Here is a 26,581-nt window from a genome sequence, read left to right as displayed (position 1 = left end):
AATATCGACATCCAATATCCACCCGCCGTTCATCTCCATGGTTTCCTTCCATATGACACCAAGTGCCTGGTGCTGTGACCGCCCCGGACGGAACCCAAACGAACTATCTTTGAAGTCTTGTTCATAGATCGGTTCCAACAGCATACACACAGCCCTTTGAATTATCTTATCTTCTAAAGTGGGTATACCGATTGGCCTCAGCTCTCCCTTTCCGTCCCCTTTTGGAATGTAGGCTCTTTTAACGGGTGGAGCTTTGTAACGTCCTGACTTAGCTCTCTCCACTAGGCCCTTCAGGTTCTCTTGCAGATTAGCCTCGTATTCCTTAGCTGTTACTCCGTCTACTCCTGTGGCTCCATTTTTCTTGGTTCGCCTGAAGGCTTCTTCGAGCCATGTGATGTCCATGTGATAGGCTAGCGATGTGAAGACCATCTCTGGTGACTGCTTCGCCAATTGTGCTATTCGTTGCTGTTTCGTTGACACCGAACTGAATTCCGATGTATTCACGGTGTTTCCTCCCAACGATTCCATAATAAGGTGCAACGCCCTTCCCTCTATAGGGTCCTCTTGGGTGAGTTCCCCTACTTCATTGGTACTATGACGGCACTACGACTACTGTTATCGCATCCCGCCGCACTTCGTTTCCTTCGCTTGGCAGTACCATCCTCTATTCTCATTCTTCGCTCTTCCCATGGCTGAGAACAGGCCTTGGAAAGCCTGGAGTTGTTAACCCGTGATCCCCACCGGACACTTAAGATGGACGTAACAGTTTCTCCCAGGTTCCTGGGGAATCCCTTGTGCATTTGCTCTGCTCTATGACCCCGGTCGGACAATGGTACTAGGTCAATAGGGTACCCTCGTGCTGCTCTCGCCTTCTTAAAAACGAAAGCTCCAACGAAGCATTTTTCGAGGCTCAATCACACAGCTTTTGCACTCGCTGTCTACGCTTCACACCAGAAATCGCTTCCCAGTATGCAAGACTCGCTACCGGCTGTTGACCAGACTTTACCGGGCAGGTCACTTCCTCCCTGCTAGATTCCTTCTAAAGGTTTCAGCCCAAAGGCATTCCCCTTTACCAGACTTGATCCTGGCGCAATAAGAATAATGGGACGCAGACTGAACGCTATATCAGAATGATGCGAATTAAACGCCAACTACATCTATAGGAACTGCTTTACCATTCTTGAAAACTTTGATAGTGTCAAATTTTTCTGACGATTTAATCTTGTATATTAACATATTGTCAATTTTTCGAGTATAATTCGAATCATCAGTCAGTTCTTCATTAAAACTAATTTTAAGTGTATGTTCTTGTTCTTCTATTTCAAATGTTACATCTGTGAAAAAAGATGCTCTGTCTCCTTGATTAACATTAATTGCATTTAAAAAGAAGTAGTCGTAGTCATCATTGTCAATATTACTAGAATAAAGATAGACGCCATTTTCTTCACTAGTTGTATCAATAAAATTTTGAACTCTCTTAGGGATATCTTGCCTCACGACTTTAGAAAACTCCGGATCAGATTCTTTATTGCATCCCATAGTAGTAGCAAGCACCAAACAGAAAATTAGTAGTAAATAAATCATCTTTCTCAATAAATTCTCACTCCTTATTTGTGGCACATAATTCTACGAATGCGTCACAGTTTAAGATTAATGCGAATTAACCGCACTCAATTAATACTCATTATTAATATATTTCTTTAGCGTTTTTAGGTAACAAGTAAACATCTTTTAAAAACTTTAAACTGTTATTTGCCTCAATTTCGTTATATCTAACATTCATAATATGAGATACCTCTTTGGCAATACCATCAAACAAATCGCACATGATAAAGACTGCTTTCCAGATATCTTTTACAGCTCCAGAAGAATAGGTTTTCAAAAATGCATTCCACTTCTCCTTTTCCAACCATCTATAAATGTGCTTTCCCGACTTTCCAATACTAACAGTAAAATTTGTTTCGAATCCAATTTTCCATCCTAATAAACGCAATAACTGTGGACGGACAACAAAATTTAACATATCCATTACAGAAGGTATTTCCTCTCGCCATAAGCCCTTTGCAACATTATTAAGACACCACCAAAATTCATTACATGTATCCAAAAATTGAAACTCTGTCGGTTTCTTTACCCAAAAATCCTCATCCGTTGCTTCTTCAAGATTTGGTAAACATTTGTCTTTGGCAAGCAGTATTTTACAAAGCCTGTTTCCTTTAATATCCTTAAGTACATGTGTTAGTGTACATACATGCAAGTCTAGACGATTTCCATCAGTAAATTGAATTAACCATCCATAACAGCTTTCAACATCACTTTGATAATAAGAATTTTCTTCAGGATATTGCATATATAACCGTTCGCCAAATTGGTCAATCCACCTCTTATTATTACGAAATGACTTTGTTTTCTCAACAACATATACAATATCATAATCCTGAAAAATATCTTTTATAGCATTCGGATTTGTTCTTGACCCGTTCAAAAGAACTGCACGAATTCTTTCATCCTTCTTTGCGATATCTAATATTAAATCGAACATTTCCTGTTCTGTACGCATTCTAACCTCCAAATGAAAAAATAACCTTACTTCACGTTATCCTACCGATGGTCAGTATAAGAATTTTGTGAAGTTATACTAATCGGGTCAAAAAACGAAGTAGTACCAATATTTCGCACCAATTTATTTACTGTTCTTTATTCAAAATATCCTTTTGCTCTTGAACAAACTGTTCTATACCTTCATTCCCATTAAAGTAATTGGCTAGAGCAATATCCTTTGTTGCTTCGGTTTTTTTGTTTGCTGAAGTCACCCTTTGTCTCTCTTTTTTCCCCAAGTGATTCTTTCATGCTCATCCTTAACCCATTTAATAAAGTTTTCACGTTCTTGTTGGTGGTTAATTAATAATTGTACGTTTTCTTTTTTATTTAGATATCTTCTTACCTTCCAGGTTTCATGAATAACGTTTCGATATCGATAATCATTGTAGAGCTGGCTAAACCATTCTTCTTTATTTAATTCCTCAAATTCTGTGTTCTTTGTAGATGAAAAAGCCATTATGATTTCTCCAAGACCAATGAAAATATCTCCTAAAAAATCAAGCATTTAATACCTCCTAACTTTACCAACCACACCAATTGCTGTCTGTCGATAATATATTATTAATAATCATTACTTCCAATTATCCTACTCATGCCGTCCAACACTGAATTTTAATGGGACGGCTTTTTTACTGCTGGGTTTAAGAATAATGTGCATTATTTCCATTCTTCTTTTAGGAGTGCAAATAAATATTCATCAGTGTATTCTCCTTTATTCCATGCATTTTTTATAAAGTGACCTTCCTTTCTCATTCCAATCTTATCAAGCAATTTAATAGAAGGCTTATTTCTTACATCAGTTATAGCAATAACTCTGTGCCTATTCCATACGGTGAATATAAACCCCAATAGGCTGCTGACTGCCTCTATTCCAAAACCTTTATTTTGATATACTGGGTTTAATGTAAATCCTATTTCTACCTGATTTATGTCCTGCGGTAATGTATGTATTGCTAAATCTCCTACCAGATTTCCTGTATTCTTTAATTCAATTGCAATTTGAAACCAACTATCGGGTATACCAGGTTCAAAATCCATTTGTTCTTTTACGAATTCCACTGCTTGTTCAATTTTAAAATTTACCCATCCTTCACCTTGATATAGAGCTACTTGGGGATTTGTCCTGTATTGAAAAAAGGTCTCAGCATCAGTTTCTTTAAACTTCCTTAAAATTAACCTTTCTGTTTCTATCTTGGAAAACTTTATTTTACTCATATTATTTCTAGTACCTCCTTTACTTCCCATTATCCTACTGATGGTAGCCAGTTTAAGAATAATCCTGCTAATAAAAGTCAACCATAAATTTCAAGAAATATCAATATAAATGTGAACATAGCGAAGCTGACCAGATAGATACCGAAAGACAACTGGCCGGTTTGAACAATGAGTTATTAGGCTGCAGCATAAACCGCTTTCACTCTGGCATAGTAGATGCGTAGGAACTTGTTTAACGCAGCGATTTTGGCAACTTTTTTTGGCTTCCCTTCTTTTTCTTTCTTAATCATATACTGGTAAACAGCGTCATCTTCAGACGGCTTGCTAATCTTTATGTACCTCATGATTTCGTATCCTGTCTTACGCAAAGAGGCTGAGCCACGTTTGGAAATGCTTCGCTTAGTAGCTGTGAATTTGCCCGATTGAAACGGTGGTGCATCAAGACCTGCATAAGCAATGACGGCTCCACCACTATGAAAGCGTCGTACATCTCCTATTTCTGCTATAATCCTTGGGCCGAGTATCTCACCAACTCCAGGCATAGCCATGACAACTTTATATTCCTTCAGCGACTTTGCCAATCCTCTCATCTGTGCTAGAATACTCGCAAGGGTCGTGTCTATCATGTGCAGGACCTTAACTGCTTCCTCTACGAGCATTTTGGTCGATGGCGTAGTGGAAGACAAAGTGGGGATGCCCTCCAGTGCAAGTGCGTAGATTTTCTTCGCTTTTTCCGTGCTGGCTCGGTATCCTTTTCTTTTTGTCCAGCTGTTATAGTTGTTGATGTATCTGGCCTCAGACATACGCGTAATGTTGTCAAAGTGCCAGTATTCCTTTACAAAGTCGCACAATTTGTCCCGATCCGGTACGTCAGAGCGATTCCAAAGGAGTGTTTTTATCCCCGGCATTGTTCGATCCAGCAGATTTGCAAGCGTCTGTTTCGAATGAATACGCATAGATATGTAGCTTAAATATTGTCGGTTGAGTGTTTTTAACTCATCATACACATCTGCCGTTGGCGAGTAGTTTACAAGATGATACCAGTGATCTATACCAAAGTTCCCTATCTTAATGGCATCAAGCTTATCTGTTTTTCCTTTGCGGATTGCAACATTAACATACTTGCTCATTACCAACGGATTAATAACAGATGTAAAAATACCATACTCTTTCAGATATGCTAGTACTGGGTAATGGTATGCTCCTGTAGACTCCATAACGACACGGGTTTCCTCTGTAAGTGTGTTGATCTGATTTACCAATTGTTTTAAGTCACTTTCCGTGTGTTTCAACTCAAAAGGTTTATGTAGCACCTCCCCATACGGTTTCATAAAACAGACAGTACTTTTCCCCTTTGAAATGTCAATCCCGACACTGATCATACTACTCCTCCTAATTATTTGTGTTGGCGTCCATCCTCGCTTATTACCATTCATATTGGTTAGTTACACGAAAGCCTCATCGGTTTCAACCTGCTTAATCGAATGCACATAATAAGGGGATGGCTGACTGATTATTCTACGGATGCGAAATCCAATGCGAACTACGCCAGGCCATTTCTCCCCTTATTATATTTAAATAAGCACAAGCATCCAACCCGTCATTCGGATCGTTTGCTTGTGCTTTTATAGTACCAATGCGAGCCTGACGATAGTCATTCATATAACGTCACGAGGGTCTGCGGCGTCGGGTTACTATATTTTTAGTCTCTCCGATGTCTGCAAATACGCTGTTACCGAATGGGCTGTACCTAGCGGTCCATGGAAGGCGGAGCGTCCTCTCCGATGCCTAACCTTCACAATTTCTATTTACTTTTCCTTTGAACTTTTAGTAAAGTGCTATGAACAGCACCATCATTTTGGAATTCAAACCTTCCATCTTTAATCAAATGATTCAACAATTCTACTTCACTAAAGGTTAGATATCCCTCAACAATTAATTGACAATATACATCATCCAAACTTCTTGCTTTCCTTTTACCTTTTAGATAATCGTAACAAAAATCCGAAACTTCATCGTTCAATCTCTTAACTTCTGGGACTGAAACCCATTTGAAGTCTCTTTCACTTTTCCCCAATGCAAACAAGGCATCTAAAATTGAATACTCGATATCACCATAATCTGGATTTTTTCTATACAACGGTGTGAAATAATCAATTGCTTTTTCGTACTCTTTACATAAAATATATGCCTCTCCCAAACGCCATTGTGCATAGATATCGGTAGAGTGACTCTTCGCAACTTCTTGTCTATGCCTTTTTAATCCTATGTAATCCCCTTTACTGATGAGATTATAGTCATCTTCCCAATCTTCAAATCCATTCATGTCATTATCATCATCGAGCTTTTTTCTTCGACTACTAATGTTTATAATCTTGCTGTCATTATCCAAATAGATCACCTCCATGTGATTGTTTTATACCTTCAAACCCTGACTTAGTGAGCAAGGATGGCGAACTGCTATAACGTTCCGAGGGTTTGCAACGTCGGGTTATTACATTCATATTCTCTCCGATGTCGCAAAACCCTCTGTTATCCAATGCCGTACGCCCCCAGATTCAGAGGCCGCCATGGACGGCGGCCCCTTGAGCCTCCGATCATTTAAGTACTCAATATAAGAAGATTTCGACATAACTTTATAAGCACTAAAAGTAATGCTTAAACTGCGGTTATCATGACTAAACCGGCAAAACCGAGATAATATAACCACCGGCAATTAAGCTTATAAGATTTGCGATAAAAGCATAAATCAAGATACGGCTCTTTTTATGTTCCTTAATATAGATGGGAAACGCAATCATTTCTGCCGCAAATACAAAAATCTCTCCAACTAATAAACTGAAAATCAAATAGCTTGGCATCAGCGAACCTCCGCTATTCAACAAAACATTCAGTATGCCCTGAGTAACAAGGTTGATAGCAAGAAAAATAAGCCAACTTCTCGTTTGTCTAAACCTAAAGAGCCAGAAAATGATGCCTTCAAGTATAAGCGTAAGCAGTAACCGTATTGACACCAAGAGCACCGAGCGAAACGGATATTTCCCGGGTGTGAGCTCCTGATTGGATACGTTCAAGGTAACCACGTTGTTATAACGCTGTAAGGGTGCACCAAGCGTACACTCAAAACTCTCCCCATTTGTGGTAACCTTGAACGTATACTTGCCACCGACCTGTATATCTCGCGAATAAAAAACGTAATATCCTTCCCATGCAACCCGCCGAACTATCGCTTCTGGTTGACTTTCATTGGATACCAATACAATTGAAAGGTCATCTGGCGGATTGTTAATCAGTATAACCAATGATGGCGGTTCCGCAGAATTTGCCAAGGCGTTTGCAGGCAGGATTGATATCATCAACATACCTAACACCATAACCAATAGCAAGCGTTTACCAGCCTCGTTCATATTTGAACCCCCTTGGCGAAGATAATTTAAGTAAACTTAATCACATTATCCTGCTAATATTTTTATAACCGATTCTTCAGTTGTGACACATTTTCCTACGAATACCTAAAAGCATATTCAGAATGGTACGTTGTATTAAAAGGACTCCTACTTATATTGCTCGTCAATCTAAGTAGGAGGGGGGCGACAACCAGTTATATATTAAAATTCCACATCTACTCTGTACATTCCTTCCAAATCAACAAATTAAAGCCAATACCCTTAAGTCCTGGCTTTGTTTATGTCCCAATTCTATGGATTTCTGCACAAACTAAGAATTAGCAGAAGTCTGAATAAAGGAGGCGAATGTCTAGCGAACCAACGGTAAGTGCAATGTCTATAATGCGACGTTGAGATAATCAATTATAGGACATTAGAGAGTGAGAGTGTAGGTGTACTCTGTTTATGTGCCAATTCTCTCAATTTTACTGGGATAAGTATCCTTCTGAGTCCTGATAATTAAGTTCATATGAGAGCTGCCATTTGTGCAATGGCAGCTCTCATATGAACTTAATTTCGGGGTAAATCATTCGGTAGTATAAACGATCTTCGCAGGATAATCCTACAATTGTATTATTAGTTCTATCAAACCCACGTACATAAATGCCCTCTCTTCGTCGAGTAAAACGAAGGGAGGACGTTGTGTCAATAACCGGAACTTAATATCGGTTCTAAACCAAAATATGGCGCTAAATGAAAAGCAGGGCACTGAGCAAACAAGTCGTTCTAGTAGTGCCAAGCTTTGTATTACGATAAGAAAGTTGTCTAAAACTTCTCGCTTGCCATCCGATTTTCTAATCAGGTTTCTCCACATTGGAACACCCGTACCTCAGTTAGCGCATGCATCCAGTCTTGATTTAATTACTGTACAGCTGCGCACCATCATCATGAAAAGAGGCAGTTAGAGGTAAAAGAGTGGATAAATTAAAGATAAATAGAGGGGAGGAACTTGAATTACGTCAACAGACGCAAACTAGAGGATGGAAAGAGGCAGTTAGGGGTAAAACGGTGGATAAATTGAGGACAAATTGAGGGGAGGAACTAAAATTACGCCAACAGACGCAAAGTAGAGGATGAAAAGAGGCACTTAGAGGTAAAACAGTGGATAAATTGATGTCTCGTCTCATTCTTTAATAACCTTATCTACCACAAATATTCCTCCATTTCTATCCAATAATCTTCGACGAAATAGAGGGATTTCCTTCATTAAGTGGAAAATATTATATATAGTTTAAACCAATCTTCTTAAAATGTCACAATAACTCACATTATACCGAATACCTCAAACTTTGCTCAATTAATAGTAGTGTGGAGTAGGAGGTGAGAAAGATATGATTAAACTCGAATGTAAGTCCAAAAAGGCGGAAGAAGGTTATTCTTATGAATGGGGTAATAACGCAAACAGTAATTGATTTTTTTATGGCTGTTAATTGGGCAAGTATTGGCTCTGTATTATTTGGTGCTATTATTTCAGCATTTATTATTCACAATCTAACTAAATGGCGAGAGAACCAGCGACTTAAAATTGACCTTCAGGTAAAGACTGCTGACATACTTATTGATACTGTAAAGACTTTTAATAATATGTCTTCAAATATGACAAGCAATAATTTTGCATTCCTCATAAATTATAATATAACTCTGGAGTACAACCCCATTGTGAAAGGCGAAATATCTGATCCATACAATTCAACAATGATATTAAATGATATACGACAAAGGCATATTGAACAGGGTAAAGAAAATGTCCGTAAAAACTATGATGTTTTAAATGATACATGGGAAACTTACAGTAAAACGTTTTTCCCCATTATTTCTATACTCGAATCAAAGGAAGTTATATTAAACAAATTTAAGGGCTTCAGATACTTGTTATTAGATGAATTTAAAGAACTTATGGAATTACAAAAAGAGTTTTCGGCTATATATTTTAATGAGATTTCCCAAAATATAATGAACTCAGAACCTATTGAAGAAACCACTCTGCAAAAGGTTGATGATGTTCGGCAAAAGATTATGGAAAAGTGCATAGACATAGGATGTATTATGTGGGATTTACTCGTAGGCCTACAGAACGAGTTCTTGAGCAAATTGTTTAAGTACAAAGTACCGTTGAGACAACCAAAAGATAAGACCTTACCAGTATATAAGTCAGGATTTGTTTACGATATTAAGAATTGAGGGTTTAATAGAATGAAAACTAAAACTTGGATCACTGAGGAATGGTCAAAAGGTGCGATATTGTGTTCAATACTTAGTGTTCTTTTTACAATAGGATATGATCTTATCAAAAGCAAACCAATATTTAGCACTATTTGGCTGGTAATAAAGGGAGTTTGGAATTTTATCATTTACACTTTGAATTTCAATCTTAAAGTATGGTGGGTAATAGTCGGTATAATAATAACGATTGTAATTATTTATTTTGTAGTTAATTTTAAACAAGAAGTAGTAAAACCAGATTTCTTGGGTTATAAAGTAGATAAATTTAAACGATGGAAATGGACTTGGGACTACAGATGGAATAAATTAGAAGATACTTGGAGGATTTCTAACTTGACTCCTCATTGTCCAAGGTGTGATACTCCATTGATAGAATATTCAATGGGTTTAAGATTTGATTGTCCTAGATGTGATTTTAACGCAGAATATGATGAGTGTGATGAACCACATAAAATTGAAAGATTAATATCGGATAATATAAATCAAAGATAGATTTCGAAGTCATACAATACAAAGGAGATTATTTAATGTCAATATGCACTGATTACGGTTATGAGAGCAAATATGATTGTTGTAGCAGTATAGCAAAGGATTATGGGTTGATATAAATGACGACATAGGAGGTTTTTTAGTGGAAAAGGAGTCTGGTAGCAAATTAGATACTTTAATTGATGAGATAATTAGAATAAACGAAACATTTCATTCCTATGAACCTAGAATTAAGGAAATAGGAATGAATTATCCTAAACTTATGTTTTATGATGATTTTGATAATAGTAAATATCTAACTGAAAAAGATGTAATCAATTATCTTTGCATCAAATGGAAATTACGTAACGATTACAATGGTAAATTAAGCGAATTAGGTCTCAGAGGTATATTTGAAGCTGTGGAACATTGGGATTCCGAAAAACTTATTAGCAGGGTTTATGATAAAGAATATGGCGTCTTTGGATTTTTGAACGCCATATCCATTGGTAAAGGTTCCGTGGAGGCTTTTATTGAGTATCTATATTCAGATTATGAAATGGATGATGATTGTAACCTTATAGACGAAGTCGATTGACGCTGTCCATGAGTGTATAAAAATTAACTCGCAACATTTCAGTGGTTTTTAGAATCTTTATAATTGAATATAGGCCATAATGCTAAGAGCAAATTTATGGAGGCCAGTCAATAGTGGCTGGTTTAATAGCCCTGGGAGGATTTAAAATGAAAATTGACATCAAAGTATCATCTAGTAGGGAAAAAAGTATTGGTATGGATCTGAAAGAAGCGTTTCCAAGTTACGTTGACGAAATGAATGAATATTCTTTTCATGTATCTATTAGTGTAAGTGAAAATGGAAGTCGTGTTGCGACAGTTCATGGGCTTGTTTTTGATGAAAATAAAATATTAAATGAACATGAGAATATAGTTAACATCGCAGATATACATAGTGCTGATGCATTAGGAGCAATATCGAGCTTAGTAAAAAGTTCGATTTATAAACAAGAATCTGACGAAAATTTGATATTTGAATCTCCTTATATTTGTTACATCGAAACTTTATATGTCTATCCCCAATATCGAGGGAAAAGCATTGGTAAATATATATTTAATAATATATACAATATTTTTCTATATAGTCTAAATATACATACACGTTGTTTGGTTATTTGCCCAAAACCACAAGAACCCGTTGATAAACATAGTTGGGTTAATTCGTTAGATGATGATGGGCGCTTGAAGAAAATTATGCTTAATGTTCTCAAAGGATGCGGCTATAAGAGAATCGGCAAAACAGAATTTTTCGCAATAAATTGTATGACCTAAGCCTAATATTATTCTAGATGCTGATTTATATTGTTCTTATTTCCATAGTGAAATTACCTAAAGAGTCTGACTGGTTAGATAGGCTAATTTCCGCCAGTAGCTTAATAAGTGATTTATAATCAATACTATTTTCTTTCGAAATCCAAATGCGTATTGTATCAAAAAAGGGATATACCCTTGAATGAGGAAACATATTTCTTACAACCATTTTGCCTGACCACGGCACGAGGAGTTTGTGCTAGTGCTATATCGGTGTGGAATTAAAGTTTAATACAAGGGGACGCAGAGATTTATGCTGGCAAATTGAGCTTCCCATTATCCTACTAACTATATCTTAGCTAATCATATCCCAGCTTCCAGTTATAGACATTATCAAAACTTATACTTTATCGATTCCACTATTACCGAAATACGGATTCATCGTACTAGTTGGTAATCGCAAACCTAAACTTCAGATAATTGTTACACCCTTAAATCTCCATAATTACCCTTTCTCTTGAGTAACTCCCCGCCACATTGGGGCAATTATTAGCGCCAATTTGGTTCGCTGCTTCAGCTTTCTTTTTATGTATTCCTTCGACATGCTGAGTTCTGACTTTTTTATTACGTGGGGTCACCCGTGAGCGATAAATCTGACATCCTATTTCTAATAGCTCGTATAACTGCAAACACTTTCTATAGCCTAAATTCTTCATTATTCTGTTAATCCCTGCCAACAACTGTTCCTTTTTACAATATTCTTTATATTTTGCCCTATTAGCACTAACTTTCAGTTTGATAGCCTATCTTGCCTAGCTTACTCTGCGTAAACCATAACACTCAGCTCAGACAATTCTATGTGAAAAAGGGAGCCGAAGTCTAAGATACCCTTAGTTTCGCTCCCTTGATTAGTTATCCACTCAACTGAAACTCTCTTCCATTCCATCTTCAACACATCAGCTGGAATACAAAAACCTTCCGTTTCACCCTATAACACTAAGCCACAAATCTAAGCTTTCTTCAGTAGATCCTTGCCTATTAAACTTCTTCAAGAAATTTAACCTGGATCTTACCCTCTAGTAAGTCTTCAAACTTTTGGGCTGCTTCCTGAAAATAAGCTGAACTCCCATGGGGTTTGAAGGCCTCCTTGCCGGCTAATATCCTTGGGCCGGCAGTCCAAATCCTCTTTCCCTATTCAGAATCACGGTTTTCATCTCGAATGGTCATGACTTTGAGCCCAGGAAACGGCTCTCCATCTATGAATTCCGCTTCTCCCTCCTGCTGTGCTTTTAAAAGGATATCCATGGCATCTGCAACTTTAGCCGCAAGCTGAAAATACATCATTTTATAATCCGGCATCCTAATATCCCCCCTATTTCAAGCAGCGGCAAGGCTCCGGGTCATGACCCGGTCCTGCCGTCTGCTTTTATAGGGGAAATTAAAAAGCGCATGCGAGGTTTTTTTCACCCTACACATGCGCTATGCTTCGTTACTTGCTGAATCCTAAACACCTAACCTCAATCAACCGGAAGCAATCCGGCTGTGAACAGAAAGGCGGTCCGCATAACCGGTACGCGAACAGTTCCTTTCCGCTGCCTGGGTCAGGAATAGGCTGATCTCTTGCTGCGTGAAGCCGCACAGTCTGCTCCCTGCCAGACATCCCATTACACTCACTTCACCCGCAGCACAGGCACCTTGCTTGTGCATAAACGGGCAGCATTGTATAATAAAAATGTCGTCGTGGACAGCCGGACTGTTACGTGTAGGTGCTTGCTCACCTGCTCGTGCCTGGAAGTGCGTCAACACTTTCAGGTCACGGCGACTTTTTAATTTCCACCTATTCCTAATTATAGCTTTTTTGAGGTGAATTGCAACTGAAAACTCTTTTTTACCCTCGCTGCTATCACCAACAATAAAGAGATTATACCTTAGGTGATAGTGGGTTCGATTATCCATAAGATATCTCAGACTCTGGTTCTGGGTTAAATCGCTACAATTTCACCTTGCCAATTCAGTTTAAATGAAATATCTCCATAGACTCAATTACTTTCAAATTCTGTTGACTTATCTTAAAAGGTTCAGCCGGCAAAGGCTTCAAGTATTTCCTTTCCTCCTAGAACAACTCATTGGGAGTATGTCCCTTTGACACCAACGATAGCTAAGAATGCATATATATCTCAAAGCAGATGAGCCCTTGGGTGGAGTTCAAATGGTGCATCGATGCACCATTTGAACTCCACCCAAGGGCTCTTTGGCTTCCGTCAGACACTATCTGATCTCGACGGCGTTGCTAAGCAGCATTTTGGCGCTTTCTTCCTTGATAAAGTTAAGCAATATCACTTCTTTAATAATGAATGACTACTGTTTCGGCTCTCCGGAGTACATATCCAATCTTTGTATTGCCTTATACTTGCACCATTTCATACAAGTTCCGCATTTTGTGCACTTTTCTTCATCGATCACATACGCTTTCCCGCGTTCTCCGCTGATCGCCTCGGCCTTGCAAACTTTTTTACATTTGTCGCAACCCCGGCATTTTTCAGAGTTAATCTGATACCGATAGGGAGCTCTGACTGGATTGCTTTTTGGCTTCCCATCTGCATTCTTTGTGAGACGAGACAGTATATCCTTTAGCATTTTGTACCTTCTTTCATTAATCCAGGATCGCTCTCTTCACCAATGTCTTGGCTATTTGTACCTTGTACTTATTGTCCGCCAGTGGCACCGTACCCTTGGCAAGAGCAGCAGCTGCCGTTTCCGCCACCGATTCACTGATGACTTTACCCTTTAAGACATCCTCAACTCCGGTTGCCCTTTTGGGCCTCGCTGCTTCCGTTGACGGTCAGTTTTAGCGTATCTCTTTCAGCCATGTGCATTTACCTCCCTTTTCCCGGCCATGTCGTTGTTTGCCCTGGTATCACATACCAATTTAGTCAATCTTATCAGCCGATTCACTGTCAAAAAGAGCGCTGATTTCTGTGAAAAACCGTAAGATTGTAGCTTGCTCATCGTCGCTGTAGTGTTTGAAAAAAGCCAACCACTCTTGTCTGGCTTGGTTATGGATTTTTTTATGCTCGTCATAGACGGACTGTCCGCTCTTAGTCAGTTGAAAATAAATTTCTTTGTTATTGTCCGGCTCCTGGTAGCTTTCTATTAAGCCCTTACCCAGTAACCTTTTGCTGATTCTACTGATGCCTCCCCGCGTCAGGCCCATTTTTTCTGAAATCTTTGTGACATTCGGATGGTCAATCATACCAATCCAGTCAATACAGTGGACTTCCGCAAGGCTGATTTCATCCAACAGACCCTCTCCTTTATGCCGGAATACGTCCGAGTTCTCCTGTATTTTTATAAAAATGTCTAAGATTTTCAGTGCTTGATTCATACGATCCCTCCTTTTTGTTGACGGTGTAACAATAATGTATCACGGTTTTGTTCCATCGTCAACAAAAATTCAGCTTTGCGAGACTGTGCCATACGATACACCAGCAATACAGTATGGTGTTTGTCAAGGAGTGAACGATTTTGTTTTGCAAAAAAACAGATGGCGCAACGGACTTTCCCGCTGTACCATCTGTTAACCAAGATATTAGAAATGGACCTCAACCTCCGGGTCCATTCTATCTAATGCGGTGAGCATTTTCTGCAACTCATCATAAGCTTTGATCATGTTATCGCGGTGAATGTTGAATTGTGCTTCGGTCGTCCTGACCGAGGATTTGGTTTCCGCGTCTTTGAGCTTCTTTTCCAGTTCGGCAATTTATTTATCGGACCCACAAATTTAAATCCGAGCAGGCGCTGCCAATAAATCCGTTCGCAGTTTCAAGATCTATACACACGGCTCTAATTAACCCTTTTATAAAAAAATATCCTGCAACATCAAATTTGCAGGTACATATTTAACTTTTTTAGATTAATGATAAACCCAGCATCTAGCAGCATATCCAATCCTAAAAGTCCATTAATATCTTCGTAAATGTAGCTTGTAAAATCCAATGAACAATTATTAAGGCAATATTCTCCGACCTCAACTTTGTCCACTTTCTTTACAAAAGAATGTTCTTTCCCACCTATGCCATAAGAGGTAACAATTTCATCCTCACCACTTACTAGTATACCTATTTCATCAACACAATCTTGGGTTAACAGAGAATGTGAGGCACCTGTATCTATTACAACATTGCTTATTTGCTTCGTTTTCCCTCTATATGTAATTTTAATATTAGTAAAAAGCAATCCATCTCTATATTCAATGCGCATTTCTTAATGCTCTCCTCAATCCAATTCTCGTTCTCAACTTTATCACTACTACTTCATTTGCAGTATGATAAATCAAAACATTATCCTTAGATTCCAAAAGCTCACGCGTTGCTTTATCATCCGCTATAGGCCCAATTACGGCTATTTCATCCACATACTCCTTGTCGTTTTCAATATGTGATTTTAAAACTTCAAACTTAACAAACTGATTGGGATAAATATTTCTTACCTCATCCCACTTCATATAAAAACACCTTCCCAGAATTTAGTATAAATTAGTATATCCCATAAAAATCAAAGCTTCAATAGGCAACTATATAACTGGTGTCTGAATTGAATTTCAGACGCCGGTTTCCTCTATAACAACTCAATCAAGTCATCTATCGTAAGTTCCGCTTGTTCCAAAATGCTCTTTAGAGTCTTTAGGTCGACGGTAATTCCAGAGTGTACTGGCACACAAACCAGATTCCACTGGAACGACGTAAGTAGTGGTGACTTCCTCGAATGTGTGAAACTCTAAAGTCTGCTCTCTTATCAGTTGTTTTGACCCAGTGAATCCGATCACTTATCAACTTAGGTAAAACATCTGCAAGCGGGGCCATATGCACCAACTTTTTCTCCTCATCACCCACTACGAAAGGAATATCCCCTATTGGCTGATTCAAATTGCTTGAATGGACATATTCCAGAAAATAAATGAAAACCCAGACGGGAAAATTGCGCCTTAGATCCTATATGACATTAAGTAGTTCCAAGCACTTGGTCAATCATCGTCAAAAGATAATCAGGGAAATCATCCGTATCATGTTCAATGGATATAAGTCGCTTTTTCATTCTTTTTCCGACTTCGACAGCCTCTTCTTTATTACCATACTTGCAAAGTAACTCCAGTTCATCGATCCTTTCAAACAAGGCTTCTCCACAAGCACTTTCATGTTTGTAACTTAAAAAATCGCCCTTCAAAAACCAACTCAAAGTCCTTTCAAAATGCTCAATAATAACATCTGGATTGATACTTACCCTTCTTAGTACCGTATCTTTGCCAAAGACTTCTTCGGACAGATCCCTTATCTGAAAATCCATATTAAAACCCTCAAAAGCTGTGAGCGCCCGTCCAAAATCATGTAAAGGAATATCCTTTCCATCTATAACCAGATAAACTTGATTTTCTTCTTCAGCATGTTGAATCCGGCATGTTCCAACGGTATTAAGGCTATACTGCTCCTTGTCGATTTGAATTGCATTATCTATAAAATACTTATCCGACAAATGTGTAAGTGTTTTATATCCAAGACCCGTCAATATCTTCTGATGCATTTGTTCGATTGCCACTGCCTGATTTTCTTCAAGCTTTACGAATATCTCAAACTGATAGCCACCCTCCATTTCTTCGGCTTTCCATACGGAAAACCCTGGCATAATCATATTCGAAATCTCAAATCGATGTATAATCCCATCGGCATCATAGACTGATATGATTTTTGGAAAGTCATCCATCTTGCTGACACCAAGTAACTCAGCCATATAATCATTATGACAATCCAAACAGAAATCACCAACATTTGATACATGAATAGTCGATTCTCTTGATTTGCACTTTTTGCATTTCATGAATACGTCTCCTTTCCGACGCTTTTATCCTCTAAATCGTTCCCATGAAACAATTAACTCTTCATCATCGCCCTGCTGAGCCTTTCCAGTGACATTTGGCCCAGTATTACTCCCTATCACTCCGTTGAAATCTCTTTCCGCTCCTTTTTACGTCGTGCCTTTCCAAGCGACGACAACTTCTCAAACTATCCTCTCAACTAGCTTTTCCATAAAACATACTGTAAATGGTAAATGCTCATATTTCTTCAACCCTGTCTCTATGAAACCATATAATTTATACCAATTCTTCAGAACTGAATTCTCATCAACAATACCAATAGATACTTTCTTTGCTCCTTGAGCTTTCACATAATTAAAGACAAAATCCATTAAAAGTTTCCCATACCCTTTATGCCTATATCTCGGTAACACAGATAATCTTTCTATGTAGAAAATATCATTAGCCTTTTCAATTGCTACAAATCCGATTTGAATTCCTTCTTCAAATAAGCCAAACATTCCGATCTCTTTATCTTTCATTTTTTTAAGATTTTCTAAATTTGTGAATGCTGGATTTGAAGGGCAATTCTCTTCCGTAAGGTTTAACTCTCTTGCAATTGTAATAAATGAATCCTTGATTACCTTTAAACTATCTACCAAACTTGCCTCGTTCATGATTTCTTTAATACTTACTTTCTCAAGAGACATATGAACCTCCATTCCGCCGCTGTCGCTGGCGGCACAAATAGTAATGAGTTATTTATCACTCCGCCGAAATCTCTTTCCGCTCCTTTTTACGTCGTGCCTTATCCAGGCGTTCTTGATACATCTCTCGAATCCAAGTACTCACAGGCGCCTTCCATTGTTGGCTTGGGCTGGGGATATTTTTGATCAGACTTCTGGGGTTTAACCCCATCTCTCTAGCCATTTTCAGGGTTTCGTCGTTCAGTCTGCATTTCTAAGGCTTCCGTAGGTACAGCACGAAACGCAAAACTTGCAGAGATTATTGGGAAATATAATGCTATTATTAACGAGAAGGAAACAGATCCCAGCCTGCGGATCGAATTTGAAGCGAAGTAGAGTTATAGTTCTCAACTATTTTGCCCGCCGTTATCTCACTGCGTTTGCTTCAATAAATCCTCTTAGCATTCCGCTAGCACTTCTTGGAGGACCCTGCAAGCAACCAATATCGCCAAAAACAAAAAAGTAATCCTTGGCTCGGGAAACTGCTACATTCATTAAACTGTTATTAGCATCAATAAAATAGCATCCATCCCGGTTACCATATACTGTGGATAAGATAATAACTCTTCTTTCCGCCCCTTGAAAAGTATGCACTGTGCCGATATTGATTTTCGAATGATAAACCGGTAGTACTTTCTTCAATTCCGCCCTGATCGCTTGAACCTGAGCCTTAAACGGCGTGATAATACCCAGCAAATTTTCCCGGATCTCATCGGGATAAGCATTAACAATACAAGCATAGTTAGCTTCCAGCCATGCTGCAATCTGTTTAGCTTCTGTAAGATTTAATCGACTGCTGCTCCTTCTGACCGAATACTCGGATTCAATCTGCATATGCCCCATCTGCGGCCATTGCATAAACGGTAACTTTGGATCCCGTTTTCCCTCCCCGCGCATGGGTTGAAGATTTCCTTCGTACACCAGCTTATTCGAGTAGTCTATAATTTCATCATAACAACGACGGTGTTCACTTAAGAACAGGCCCCTCTCCTCAAACTTTTTGTATTTGCAGCATTTGGCTGCAACTTTCATTACACTGGAGCTGGAGCAGTTTAACTCCGTCCGTGCCAGTAATTCAAACTCCTTTAAACTGGGGATAACCCTATTAGAGACAGCTAAGGCTTTATCTAATGCACCATTTACAGCCCATATCGGCTCAATCTGATGTATATCCCCGACAACAATTGCCTTTTTAGCGAGTGAAAACGCTCCGGCGGCAATTTCCGGAGACACCTGCCCTGCTTCATCTACTATGAGCAAATCGATAAAGTTAAACAAATAGAAGTGTTTTTGATCACCATAAGCCCGAAAATGCTTGGGGAGCGCGAAAAACGTCATGACTAAGCACGGCGCAACCATGCTGAGCCTATGGTAAAACTTATCTAAAACACTTTCAAAGGTCATACCTGCCTGTTTCCCAACCGGCCGATCTTCTTCCAGGACCCATCTGCACTCGAAATAATGGACCGCCAGCCAGAATTCCACGTATCTGACCTTAGTATCCAAGAGATCGTTGACGTAGTCTGAGTCAAGTAGGTATTTGCTTTCCTCTTTTTTATACAAGCTAACATTATGATGTTTCAATTGTTCCAATTCATGATCGTATCGGATTTTCAGCTGTTCCAGCTTCTTTTTGTTCTTTTTAAGCTCCGTAAGGATTTTCTTGTGTTCCTCACTTTTATAGCTGTATTTTTCCTTGATTTCATCCAGACTCATAGACACGCTGAGAAAGCCCTGCTCATCCTCATTGATAAATAATCTGAATTCCGTTTGTATTTTTTTGGCAAATGCCTTTATAAACCGGAGCAATCGGTAGATCAAAGGAATCCTTTTAAAGCAGGCTTCCCATTCTTCGACTCTCCGGTGAATATGCTCAACCATTCCTTGTTGGCATTTAATCTGGTTTTCAAAATTGCAAATACAGTCATCCAGCGGCTCTCCGTTGAGTCCCAATTCTGAAGCTTCCTGAACCAATTCAAGCAATGTTTCTTTTTTGTTATTTAAAAACTTTAATTCTTCATGCAACCTGCTTTGGCATGCATCAATGTCTTTATAGGCACTACCAAAATATTTGTTACACCCTTCTATGAGTTTGAGCTTTGATTTTATAAGATTATCTTTATCCTCAATCTTCGCAACAAAAAAGCCGCCTTTTTGATCGGTATATTGATATCCCTTACTCTCTGCTTCTTTCTTTTTCGAGGCGGCGGGAAAATAAACAGCGAAACTATCTACGCCCTCAATCCATCGTTCTTCCAAATTTGCCAAGCCTATTTTTTTGATATTGCCAAAAGAAGCAATGATGTTGGTAACCGCTTGATTGTTGGTGGAAGAAGCCACAATTACAGGAGCTCTTTCCTTATGTAGGGCCCGTTTTACATACATATCCGCAACAATAGACTGCAATAGAGTAGTTTTCCCGGTACCAGGCGGACCATTGACCGCCACTATTTCAGCCTCACTCATGCTGTTGAAGTGATTGACTGCTTCTCTTTGTGAGGGAGATAAAGGATATTCTCCCCCCATTTGACCGCAGTGGGCTTTCATCTGTGCCCATGTATTTTGGACAAGGGGGCTGGTCTCTGGTATTTGCAGCGATACAAAGTTATCGTAAAGAGCTTTGAATTGTTCGTCTTTTTGGAGATCATTGTACAAGTTCATAATATGGAAAGTAGTAAAAACCGTCTTATCCAGAAAAACATAGACGTTATTTTCCAGTTCGAAGTAAGGTTCCTTTTCGTCCAGATTCCGAATGGTGTTTTGGTCAAATTGAGATTCCGTAACTTTCTCATAGAAATTCTTGAAAAACTTGACATACTCTGGCCAAGCTTTAATCTTTATTACCTGGTCCACTTGATTACTCATAAAATCATCAACTGCACCGGTAGTCCCAATTGCTAATTTAGGTTCAACCATAGGGTGCAGAAATTCTCTCGGAAACCAAGGAAGTTTTCTGTCCTCTCCATCAAATGACAGAGCTCCATTAAGCTTAAGAAGAGCCGGGATAAAATAAACTCCGGTTAACTGATCAATTTCATCCTGAACTTTTTCATTAGCTTCAAAAATTGTTTTGATGGCTTTAGCACAAATAATGATATTGAGCAAGGATTTCTCCTTGGCTTTTTTCTTTGATTCGTCCTCGTCCTCATGCCCAGAGTTTTTTCTATTGGCCTCTGCAAATAGTTCTTGAGTGGCTTGCGGATTAATTCTTCCTTGCAGCAATTCTGCTGCTTCGACCATCTGAAAAGGGTTATCCTTAAAAACAATTTCTTTGTTTGATTGCGCTGCTACAGCACTCCTGAAATATTTCGTGATCTCTTGTGTCTTAAAGTTCATCTAATTTTCCTCAAAACCTTCCAGTTTTTTATAGGGTTCAACTATTAATCTAGCTAAGACAGTGCTATATGCCACACCTTACAATTGGACGCCCAACATGCTCCAGAAGACTTGCTTAGCCCTTGTTGCCTTATTAAGCGTATTAACCATTATGATCCAAACGATCGACAGCCTCTTTCACTTCCTGAAAAGAAACCCTCTCTTGTTCCAAGCGAACTCCCTGACCCCAAGTATTATTTTGCAGGGAAGAAACCAGCCGGTGTTCATCTGCCGTCAACCGATTCAACTGTGTGAAGGAAGGCTTCTCTTCTCTGACCCATAGGTGCTGATGACTCATCAATATCCTTTCATCCATAAGCAGCGACTGGGCTTGAGGCAAAAAGCTGCGGACTTGGTCCAAAATGGCAAATCCGTGGGTATCGATATCTCCCCAATAGTAGATTGCTTTCTCCTTTAACCAGGTCACGGACTTCAACACCTCAACACCGTATCCCAGCCCGAAGATCACCAACGCTTCCTTGACATCAGGAAAGCATAAGCCATTGATTTCATTTTCGGTTATAAACACCTTGGATACCGGAGGATTGAATTCCGCCAGCTGTTCCACCGGAATCGTCAGATCGGAAATGCCCTGAAGATACTGCTGCCGATTAAGGAAGCGCAGCCTGACTTGCACCGGCTTGGACTGCAATCCGTAACGCAGCTCGAATGAGGAAGCGCTGTTATCAATCGCCTCATCCGGCAAAATAATATTCAATAATTCCGTCAGAAACCCTTTCCTTTGCTCAATAAACTTGGTGTCAATCCCGGGAATATCCAGTTGCCGCAGATATAAGCCGCAGCGCGGGTGACTGAAAAACCAGCTTAGCACGGCCAGGATACCACTCCAGTCGGCTCCGGCGGCCAGTACTTTGTGGGGATGTTTAACGATCCATTCCTGCAAAACGGGCCATTCCGCCTGAATCAGCCGGGCAAGCTCCAAAAATCTGTCTCCTTCCCGCTCTTTTCTTAACAGGCGCAGGGCATCCCGTATGGTGGGAATAAGGGCATGAGTTGGCAGGAGATTACGGCCCGATTGACGGTGAACCATTTCCTTTTCCACCAGTTCATAGCCAAAGCCGGTCTCCTGCTTGCTCTGATTCTTAAGGGACTTGATCCAGCGGGAGATTTCAGCGAAATTCTCGTTTACCTCACTGCTTTGCGGCTTTTTCAGGGGGATGCGCAAGGGAAATAGATCATCAGGCATCAGCAGTGAACGCAAAATTCGGCCCGAATCCCACTTCCGCCGTAACTGTTCTCGGATCCATGGAGGATCAGACCACTTGATGGACATATTGGGCCACCTCCCTGGCCTTCCGCTCTTGCTCATACTCCTGGATAGAAATATCTCGCAGCATGGATTGATGTTTTACATCATCATGATGGACAAAGCCCACATGGGCAATAAATTTGGCGATTGTGGGGATTTTGAGAAGGGGAGTGACAATCAGCAGCTGCAATTCCAGCTTTTTGAAAAGTTCCAAGCCAAAGCGAGCCGATTCATCCGAGCTTTTCAAAAACGCTTCATCAATGACTACGAAACGGAAAGACTGGGGCCGGGATTCCTGCCCTTCCAAACCAAAATGATAGACCAGGCCGGCTGCCAGAATGGTGTAAGCCAGCTTTTCCTTTTGGCCTCCGGATTTTCCGCCGGAATCGGTATAATGCTCATATTCCTCATCGCTTTCCCGCCATCTTTCCGAAGCGGCGAATAAAAACCAGTTGCGGACATCAATGACTTTTTTAGTCCAGCGCTCATCCCTTTTGGTCTCCCCAGGCCGGCCCCGGAAGCGCTCAATGATGGCTTTCACCTGCAGGAACTTTGTTTCAGCATATTGTTCATCCTCAGAACCGCTCAAAGCCCCTTCAGTGCAGGCTTTCAACTGAACTCGGAATTCTTTGATATCCGTATCATAGGTTTCAGCATACTCCAGCCGGATATACCTTCCTTCGTTATAGTCGATGGCGTTCAGGGAACCGTTAATCTGTTCAATCCGGGTCTGGATGGTATCCTGTGCCTGTTTTAATTTGGCCTGGAATAAAGCGATTTGATTAATAGCATTTTCATGCAGCAATTGCTTAAAACGCTGTTCAAATGCCGGCAACCCGTCGCTTTGCAGTTGCGCCAATATCCGTGCATATTCGGGCAAGCTCTCCAGATCGGAATCAAACTCTCTTGTTTCTTCAGGGTATCTATAATTATAATCCTGCATCGCCTTAACAAGCCTGTTTTTGAGCCGTCCAATCTCATCGGCCAATGTATTGCGTTCGCTTTCGATCCAATCCAGATAATCCCGTTCCAGCGTTTTCCCATTGTCCAGGTTCAAACCGGTATTCCCCAAAGCCTCCGACTCATGCTGCTCCAGGAAAGGGTAAGCTTCTTCCCGCATGGCCGGCGTGGCTTCAGCCGCAGCCTTTCCTGTGCTCACATTATCCCGCAGCAGAGCGTCCCGGTTATTTTCCATGGTTGTCTCATCTTTGCGGGCCCTCTCCACAACCTTTTCATGGATTTCCCGCTTCTGCATCAGTTCAGCCAACTGATTCTGGAGCCCTTGCAGGATATCGTTTTCCTGCTCCAGTTTCCTCTTCAATTTTTCTTTTTCTTCAATATCCTTTTCCGCTGTCTTCGTGTCGATGTCGGCAAAATCGTCAATACTTGCCATGCCGACAACAGCCTGAACACGTTCCTGACTTTCCCGCTGCTTCCGGTAGATATCATCCAGTTCCGTATGATAGAATCGGGCCTCATTCCTCAAGTCCTGTTCACTTTCCTCCAAAACGGCAACTTTTTTCTGGTTGGAAAAACCCAGCATATAGCGGCGGCGGTCATTGAGTCCATGCCGATCGTCTTTTTCATGACGTTTGCCCCCGGTTTTCATCTGCCCGGATTGGGTGATGGCCTGAGCTTCCCGGCGAAATTGCTCCATCGTCTCGCAGCAAACATGAGCGAAGCGCTGGCGCAGCTCCTTGCTGAGCCAGACGCCAAAAGGCGTACTGGGCTTGATGTTCAGCTTTTGAGCTGCGGAGAAAGGATTTAACCGGCCGGAAGCAGACGGCTGGCCCTCATCCTGAACCCGGTAATAGACCAGCCGCATCCCCAGGTGGGTCCGGTCTACCCACTGCATGACGGCCTGATAATGACGCTCCGGCACCAGCAGCGACAGACTGAAGCTATGCAGCAGCCTCTCGATAGCACCTTCCCAGCTCTCTTCCCCCGCTCTGACTTCCACCAGTTCACCGACAAAGGGCAATTCGTCTTCTCCGATCTGCAGAACCCGACAAAGTTGTTGGCGTTTCTCAACGTATTCCCGAGGAATACTGGAAGTACGGGAACGGAGGGATGCCAATTCTTCAGCCACTTGATCGGCGGCCTTCCTTGCCTTGTCCTCCTCCGTAACGGCAGTTTTAAGATCCTCCTGCAGACCTCTCTGCGCTTCTTCCTCACTCCGTTTAAATTCCGCTGATTTCCTTTGGTTAGCCAGGAAAACAGCTAACGAATCCGGCACGGGCAGCTTAAGTATTTGGGCATGACTGGCATAGGCCTCCAGATTCTTCCTGAAACGCCTAAGCGTTTGCCTGCCGATCTCAATATCCCGGGTCAATCTTTCCAGGGCATCCCCGCCATTAGCAAAAATAGCTCTCTCAATTCCTTGGATATTCTTAGCCAAGTCACGCTGGATTGATTCTGCCTGTTCCCGTGCTGCAACAGCCAGAATCAGTTTCTGCTCCTGATTGGCGATTTCAGCACTCAGCAAAACCAGCCTCCGCTCGGCGAACCAGGGGCCTAAAGCCTGGCGTGCTTGATTCAGCAACCTTTGTTTGTCTTCAAGCCGGAGGCAGCGATTTCCCTGATCAACAAGGGGAGCCAGCAGCTGAATCTGCTGCTTGGCTTTAAGGACAGCTTCATGGGCCCCATTCAGATCCTGAAAATGTTTGATCAGGTCATCCACGTTTTTAGCCGTATTAGGAACTTCCAGCATATTGGTTCGGACAAAATCCGTTAAAGCCTCAACCTTTTTCATAGAGATGGTCTGCTGAAACAGATCCAGAGCCTGCTCCTGAGCAATGCCGAACTTACGCCGAAAGACTTCAGCATAGCGGGTGTAATCTTCATAGACCTGAACCCAGTTGCCAGCCTTTAAACGTTTTTTCAGAACTCGGACATCGTTGTTAAATCTGGCAAAGTCCCGGGTGATCCACATCTCTTTATCGGCTACAATATAAAAACGGACCGGAGACTTCTGGGGATCCGGAAACCAGAAAAATTGAGCCAGAGTAACATTCTGAGACAGACCCTGATCCAAAAATGTTGCCAAGATAACTGAATAGTGATTGGTGTCTCGCAAGGAATCCGGCTGACCATTCCCTTCACTGCTTCGCTTCTGGCCAAAATAACCCCGCACATAAGAGGTGACTGAACGCTCCTTGGCGCTGGAATCGGCTGCTTTGTTATAAGCTACCTTCCGCGGATGGACCAAAAGGGTCGTTAAAGCATCAACCAAGGTGGATTTACCCGAACCCACATCTCCGGTTAAAAGACTGGTTTCTCCTTGGGGCGAAAAGGTCCAGACTTTACCGTCGAAAGTACCCCAATTATAGACTTCAAGCTTATGTAAGCGAAATCCCGGTGTTGCACCAAAAAGCCTGCCGGGTTCTTCGGACTCCAGGTTAAATGAACTCATGACTTCGCCTCCCCGTCCTTTAGTTCACCGGCATTGGCGTAACGCCGGTATTCTTCAAGCCGCTCGTTGAAATGGCTGAGCCACTCCCCGGTGACAAAATTGCGGAGAATGCGCTGGACTTCAAAACGTTCTTCGTTGCCTCGTAAACGATGCAAAAAGCCCATTTTTTCCACTCGGTCAATATGCTTATCGATGTCAGCCATTAGTTTTGCTTCATTGGTGGTGTCCTTCAAAAACAAGCTCATGCGCTCGGCTATCTGCTGCCTGGTGATAATAAGCCGCTGATCCCCGGTGGTTGAATCAAACTCCACCAATTGTTTCCGCAGGAGCACAAGCAAAAGACTAACCGGATAGCTCAGTCCATGGCGAGGTACCAAACGAGGAATAGCCTCTTCGCCTTCTCCGTAAGAACGCTGCTTCAAATATCCATAACCATCCAGCTCATCTACGATCAGGGTGAGGCCAATCTTACCCACATAATCTTCAATTTTGTTTTTCTGGGCCTGGATGACTTCCCAATGCTCCTGATCCGTTTCTTTAAATACAACATTTTTAAAAAGTGCGACGACAGTGCGTGAAAATGCCAAATCATCCATTGCATTCATGACTTAGTCCTCCCCCACGGTTCATAACCTCCTGAATTCATAGCTA

27 protein-coding genes and 1 pseudogene are annotated in these 26,581 nt (G+C 40.9%); 4 read left to right on the top strand and 24 right to left on the bottom strand.

Annotated elements, in window-relative coordinates; all coding sequences use genetic code 11:
• From E4K67_RS30230 to E4K67_RS20310, 9 genes are all read right to left on the bottom strand, one after another.
• Positions 1-540, bottom strand: a 540-nt coding sequence (locus E4K67_RS30230) for a reverse transcriptase domain-containing protein (RefSeq protein ID WP_243454555.1), incomplete at its 3' end; no start/stop codon positions are given.
• Between the two features lie 600 nt (positions 541-1,140).
• A complete protein-coding gene (locus tag E4K67_RS20340; protein ID WP_243454568.1) occupies positions 1,141-1,584 on the bottom strand; it encodes a hypothetical protein in 444 nt (147 codons plus the stop codon).
• Positions 1,585-1,687: 103 nt separating this feature from the next.
• On the bottom strand, positions 1,688-2,560 hold the full coding sequence (locus tag E4K67_RS20335; protein ID WP_135550077.1) for an aminoglycoside 6-adenylyltransferase: 873 nt from the start codon (positions 2,558-2,560) through the stop codon (positions 1,688-1,690).
• A gap of 127 nt (positions 2,561-2,687) precedes the next feature.
• Complete coding sequence (locus E4K67_RS31170) at positions 2,688-2,813, bottom strand: hypothetical protein (protein ID WP_274594902.1); 126 nt, start codon at positions 2,811-2,813, stop codon at positions 2,688-2,690.
• Positions 2,810-3,106 (bottom strand): hypothetical protein, encoded by a 297-nt coding sequence (locus E4K67_RS20330; protein ID WP_135550075.1) that lies wholly within the window; start codon positions 3,104-3,106, stop codon positions 2,810-2,812. Before E4K67_RS20330 ends, E4K67_RS31170 begins: the two co-directional genes overlap by 4 nt.
• Before the next feature lie 152 nt (positions 3,107-3,258).
• Positions 3,259-3,816, bottom strand: a complete 558-nt coding sequence (locus E4K67_RS20325) for a GNAT family N-acetyltransferase (RefSeq protein WP_158408530.1) — start codon at positions 3,814-3,816, stop codon at positions 3,259-3,261.
• 176 nt (positions 3,817-3,992) lie between these two features.
• Positions 3,993-5,198, bottom strand: coding sequence for an IS110 family RNA-guided transposase (locus E4K67_RS20320; protein ID WP_135550071.1), 1,206 nt, complete (start codon positions 5,196-5,198; stop codon positions 3,993-3,995).
• 422 nt (positions 5,199-5,620) lie between these two features.
• Entirely contained in the window at positions 5,621-6,208 is a 588-nt protein-coding gene (locus tag E4K67_RS20315; RefSeq protein WP_135550070.1) for a hypothetical protein, read from the bottom strand.
• A 286-nt stretch (positions 6,209-6,494) separates the two neighbouring features.
• Positions 6,495-7,223 carry a hypothetical protein gene (locus tag E4K67_RS20310; protein WP_135550068.1) on the bottom strand — a complete coding sequence of 243 codons (729 nt, stop codon included), beginning with the start codon at positions 7,221-7,223 and terminating at the stop codon, positions 6,495-6,497.
• 1,419 nt (positions 7,224-8,642) lie between these two features.
• On the opposite strand from E4K67_RS20310, the gene E4K67_RS20305 reads away from it, so the two are divergent.
• The 4 genes from E4K67_RS20305 (at position 8,643) to E4K67_RS20290 (ending at position 11,300) form a co-directional block, all read left to right on the top strand.
• Entirely contained in the window at positions 8,643-9,443 is an 801-nt protein-coding gene (locus E4K67_RS20305; protein WP_135550066.1) for a hypothetical protein, read from the top strand.
• Between the two features lie 12 nt (positions 9,444-9,455).
• Complete coding sequence (locus tag E4K67_RS20300) at positions 9,456-9,977, top strand: autoantigen p27 domain-containing protein (protein WP_135550064.1); 522 nt, start codon at positions 9,456-9,458, stop codon at positions 9,975-9,977.
• 139 nt (positions 9,978-10,116) lie between these two features.
• Positions 10,117-10,551, top strand: a complete 435-nt coding sequence (locus E4K67_RS20295) for a hypothetical protein (RefSeq protein WP_135550063.1) — start codon at positions 10,117-10,119, stop codon at positions 10,549-10,551.
• 113 nt (positions 10,552-10,664) lie between these two features.
• Positions 10,665-11,300, top strand: coding sequence for a hypothetical protein (locus E4K67_RS20290; RefSeq protein WP_135550061.1), 636 nt, complete (start codon positions 10,665-10,667; stop codon positions 11,298-11,300).
• A gap of 470 nt (positions 11,301-11,770) precedes the next feature.
• Here E4K67_RS20290 and E4K67_RS30225 read toward each other — a convergent pair whose 3' ends face one another.
• From E4K67_RS30225 to E4K67_RS20205, 15 genes and pseudogenes are all read right to left on the bottom strand, one after another.
• Positions 11,771-11,995: a hypothetical protein gene (locus E4K67_RS30225; protein ID WP_199242607.1), complete on the bottom strand. Its 225-nt coding sequence runs from the start codon at positions 11,993-11,995 to the stop codon at positions 11,771-11,773.
• Between the two features lie 475 nt (positions 11,996-12,470).
• Entirely contained in the window at positions 12,471-12,638 is a 168-nt protein-coding gene (locus E4K67_RS30220) for a hypothetical protein (RefSeq protein ID WP_199242606.1), read from the bottom strand.
• A gap of 162 nt (positions 12,639-12,800) precedes the next feature.
• Positions 12,801-13,235, bottom strand: coding sequence for a hypothetical protein (locus E4K67_RS20275; protein WP_243454554.1), 435 nt, complete (start codon positions 13,233-13,235; stop codon positions 12,801-12,803).
• 402 nt (positions 13,236-13,637) lie between these two features.
• Positions 13,638-13,916: a DUF362 domain-containing protein gene (locus tag E4K67_RS20265; RefSeq protein ID WP_135550059.1), complete on the bottom strand. Its 279-nt coding sequence runs from the start codon at positions 13,914-13,916 to the stop codon at positions 13,638-13,640.
• A gap of 16 nt (positions 13,917-13,932) precedes the next feature.
• Positions 13,933-14,097 (bottom strand): annotated as a pseudogene (locus E4K67_RS31600) (hypothetical protein); the annotation flags it as partial.
• A 111-nt stretch (positions 14,098-14,208) separates the two neighbouring features.
• Complete coding sequence (locus E4K67_RS20255; RefSeq protein ID WP_135550057.1) at positions 14,209-14,664, bottom strand: MarR family transcriptional regulator; 456 nt, start codon at positions 14,662-14,664, stop codon at positions 14,209-14,211.
• Between the two features lie 494 nt (positions 14,665-15,158).
• Positions 15,159-15,539 carry a retropepsin-like aspartic protease gene (locus E4K67_RS20250; RefSeq protein ID WP_135550056.1) on the bottom strand — a complete coding sequence of 127 codons (381 nt, stop codon included), beginning with the start codon at positions 15,537-15,539 and terminating at the stop codon, positions 15,159-15,161.
• Positions 15,529-15,783, bottom strand: a complete 255-nt coding sequence (locus E4K67_RS20245; protein WP_135550054.1) for a hypothetical protein — start codon at positions 15,781-15,783, stop codon at positions 15,529-15,531. Before E4K67_RS20245 ends, E4K67_RS20250 begins: the two co-directional genes overlap by 11 nt.
• 497 nt (positions 15,784-16,280) lie before the next feature.
• A complete protein-coding gene (locus E4K67_RS20235) occupies positions 16,281-17,150 on the bottom strand; it encodes a DUF7686 domain-containing protein (protein WP_135550052.1) in 870 nt (289 codons plus the stop codon).
• A 180-nt stretch (positions 17,151-17,330) separates the two neighbouring features.
• On the bottom strand, positions 17,331-17,837 hold the full coding sequence (locus tag E4K67_RS20230) for a GNAT family N-acetyltransferase (RefSeq protein WP_135550050.1): 507 nt from the start codon (positions 17,835-17,837) through the stop codon (positions 17,331-17,333).
• A gap of 55 nt (positions 17,838-17,892) precedes the next feature.
• Positions 17,893-18,057 (bottom strand): hypothetical protein, encoded by a 165-nt coding sequence (locus E4K67_RS20225; protein WP_243454553.1) that lies wholly within the window; start codon positions 18,055-18,057, stop codon positions 17,893-17,895.
• Between the two features lie 182 nt (positions 18,058-18,239).
• Positions 18,240-21,209 (bottom strand): DEAD/DEAH box helicase, encoded by a 2,970-nt coding sequence (locus E4K67_RS20220; RefSeq protein WP_135550046.1) that lies wholly within the window; start codon positions 21,207-21,209, stop codon positions 18,240-18,242.
• A gap of 142 nt (positions 21,210-21,351) precedes the next feature.
• Complete coding sequence (locus E4K67_RS20215) at positions 21,352-22,542, bottom strand: DUF3322 domain-containing protein (RefSeq protein WP_135550045.1); 1,191 nt, start codon at positions 22,540-22,542, stop codon at positions 21,352-21,354.
• On the bottom strand, positions 22,523-25,930 hold the full coding sequence (locus E4K67_RS20210; protein ID WP_135550043.1) for an ATP-binding protein: 3,408 nt from the start codon (positions 25,928-25,930) through the stop codon (positions 22,523-22,525). The genes E4K67_RS20215 and E4K67_RS20210 overlap by 20 nt, the downstream gene beginning before the upstream one ends.
• Positions 25,927-26,535 carry a DUF4194 domain-containing protein gene (locus tag E4K67_RS20205; protein WP_135550041.1) on the bottom strand — a complete coding sequence of 203 codons (609 nt, stop codon included), beginning with the start codon at positions 26,533-26,535 and terminating at the stop codon, positions 25,927-25,929. The genes E4K67_RS20210 and E4K67_RS20205 overlap by 4 nt, the downstream gene beginning before the upstream one ends.
• Positions 26,536-26,581: the final 46 nt, after the last annotated feature.

This window comes from Desulfosporosinus fructosivorans (assembly GCF_004766045.1).
In the GTDB taxonomy this organism is placed as follows: Bacteria; Bacillota; Desulfitobacteriia; order Desulfitobacteriales; family Desulfitobacteriaceae; genus Desulfosporosinus; species Desulfosporosinus fructosivorans.
This window is presented reverse-complemented; position numbering and strand designations above follow the sequence as displayed.

Excerpts from the sequence above, each read along its gene's own strand:
- E4K67_RS20305 (WP_135550066.1), top strand. The coding sequence starts at position 8,643 with ATGAATGGGGTAATAACGCAAACAGTAATTGATTTTTTTATGGCTGTT.
- E4K67_RS20225 (WP_243454553.1), bottom strand. The coding sequence starts at position 18,057 with ATGGCTAGAGAGATGGGGTTAAACCCCAGAAGTCTGATCAAAAATATC.
- E4K67_RS20300 (WP_135550064.1), top strand. The coding sequence starts at position 9,456 with ATGAAAACTAAAACTTGGATCACTGAGGAATGGTCAAAAGGTGCGATA.
- E4K67_RS20255 (WP_135550057.1), bottom strand. The coding sequence starts at position 14,664 with ATGAATCAAGCACTGAAAATCTTAGACATTTTTATAAAAATACAGGAG.
- E4K67_RS20320 (WP_135550071.1), bottom strand. The coding sequence starts at position 5,198 with ATGATCAGTGTCGGGATTGACATTTCAAAGGGGAAAAGTACTGTCTGT.
- E4K67_RS20230 (WP_135550050.1), bottom strand. The coding sequence starts at position 17,837 with ATGTCTCTTGAGAAAGTAAGTATTAAAGAAATCATGAACGAGGCAAGT.
- E4K67_RS20210 (WP_135550043.1), bottom strand. The coding sequence starts at position 25,930 with ATGAGTTCATTTAACCTGGAGTCCGAAGAACCCGGCAGGCTTTTTGGT.
- E4K67_RS20265 (WP_135550059.1), bottom strand. The coding sequence starts at position 13,916 with ATGCTAAAGGATATACTGTCTCGTCTCACAAAGAATGCAGATGGGAAG.
- E4K67_RS20325 (WP_158408530.1), bottom strand. The coding sequence starts at position 3,816 with ATGAGTAAAATAAAGTTTTCCAAGATAGAAACAGAAAGGTTAATTTTA.
- E4K67_RS20330 (WP_135550075.1), bottom strand. The coding sequence starts at position 3,106 with ATGCTTGATTTTTTAGGAGATATTTTCATTGGTCTTGGAGAAATCATA.
- E4K67_RS30220 (WP_199242606.1), bottom strand. The coding sequence starts at position 12,638 with ATGCCGGATTATAAAATGATGTATTTTCAGCTTGCGGCTAAAGTTGCA.
- E4K67_RS20215 (WP_135550045.1), bottom strand. The coding sequence starts at position 22,542 with ATGTCCATCAAGTGGTCTGATCCTCCATGGATCCGAGAACAGTTACGG.
- E4K67_RS30225 (WP_199242607.1), bottom strand. The coding sequence starts at position 11,995 with ATGAAGAATTTAGGCTATAGAAAGTGTTTGCAGTTATACGAGCTATTA.
- E4K67_RS20250 (WP_135550056.1), bottom strand. The coding sequence starts at position 15,539 with ATGCGCATTGAATATAGAGATGGATTGCTTTTTACTAATATTAAAATT.
- E4K67_RS20310 (WP_135550068.1), bottom strand. The coding sequence starts at position 7,223 with ATGAACGAGGCTGGTAAACGCTTGCTATTGGTTATGGTGTTAGGTATG.
- E4K67_RS20335 (WP_135550077.1), bottom strand. The coding sequence starts at position 2,560 with ATGCGTACAGAACAGGAAATGTTCGATTTAATATTAGATATCGCAAAG.
- E4K67_RS20340 (WP_243454568.1), bottom strand. The coding sequence starts at position 1,584 with ATGATTTATTTACTACTAATTTTCTGTTTGGTGCTTGCTACTACTATG.
- E4K67_RS20220 (WP_135550046.1), bottom strand. The coding sequence starts at position 21,209 with ATGAACTTTAAGACACAAGAGATCACGAAATATTTCAGGAGTGCTGTA.
- E4K67_RS20275 (WP_243454554.1), bottom strand. The coding sequence starts at position 13,235 with ATGGATAATCGAACCCACTATCACCTAAGGTATAATCTCTTTATTGTT.
- E4K67_RS20205 (WP_135550041.1), bottom strand. The coding sequence starts at position 26,535 with ATGAATGCAATGGATGATTTGGCATTTTCACGCACTGTCGTCGCACTT.
- E4K67_RS20235 (WP_135550052.1), bottom strand. The coding sequence starts at position 17,150 with ATGAAATGCAAAAAGTGCAAATCAAGAGAATCGACTATTCATGTATCA.
- E4K67_RS20245 (WP_135550054.1), bottom strand. The coding sequence starts at position 15,783 with ATGAAGTGGGATGAGGTAAGAAATATTTATCCCAATCAGTTTGTTAAG.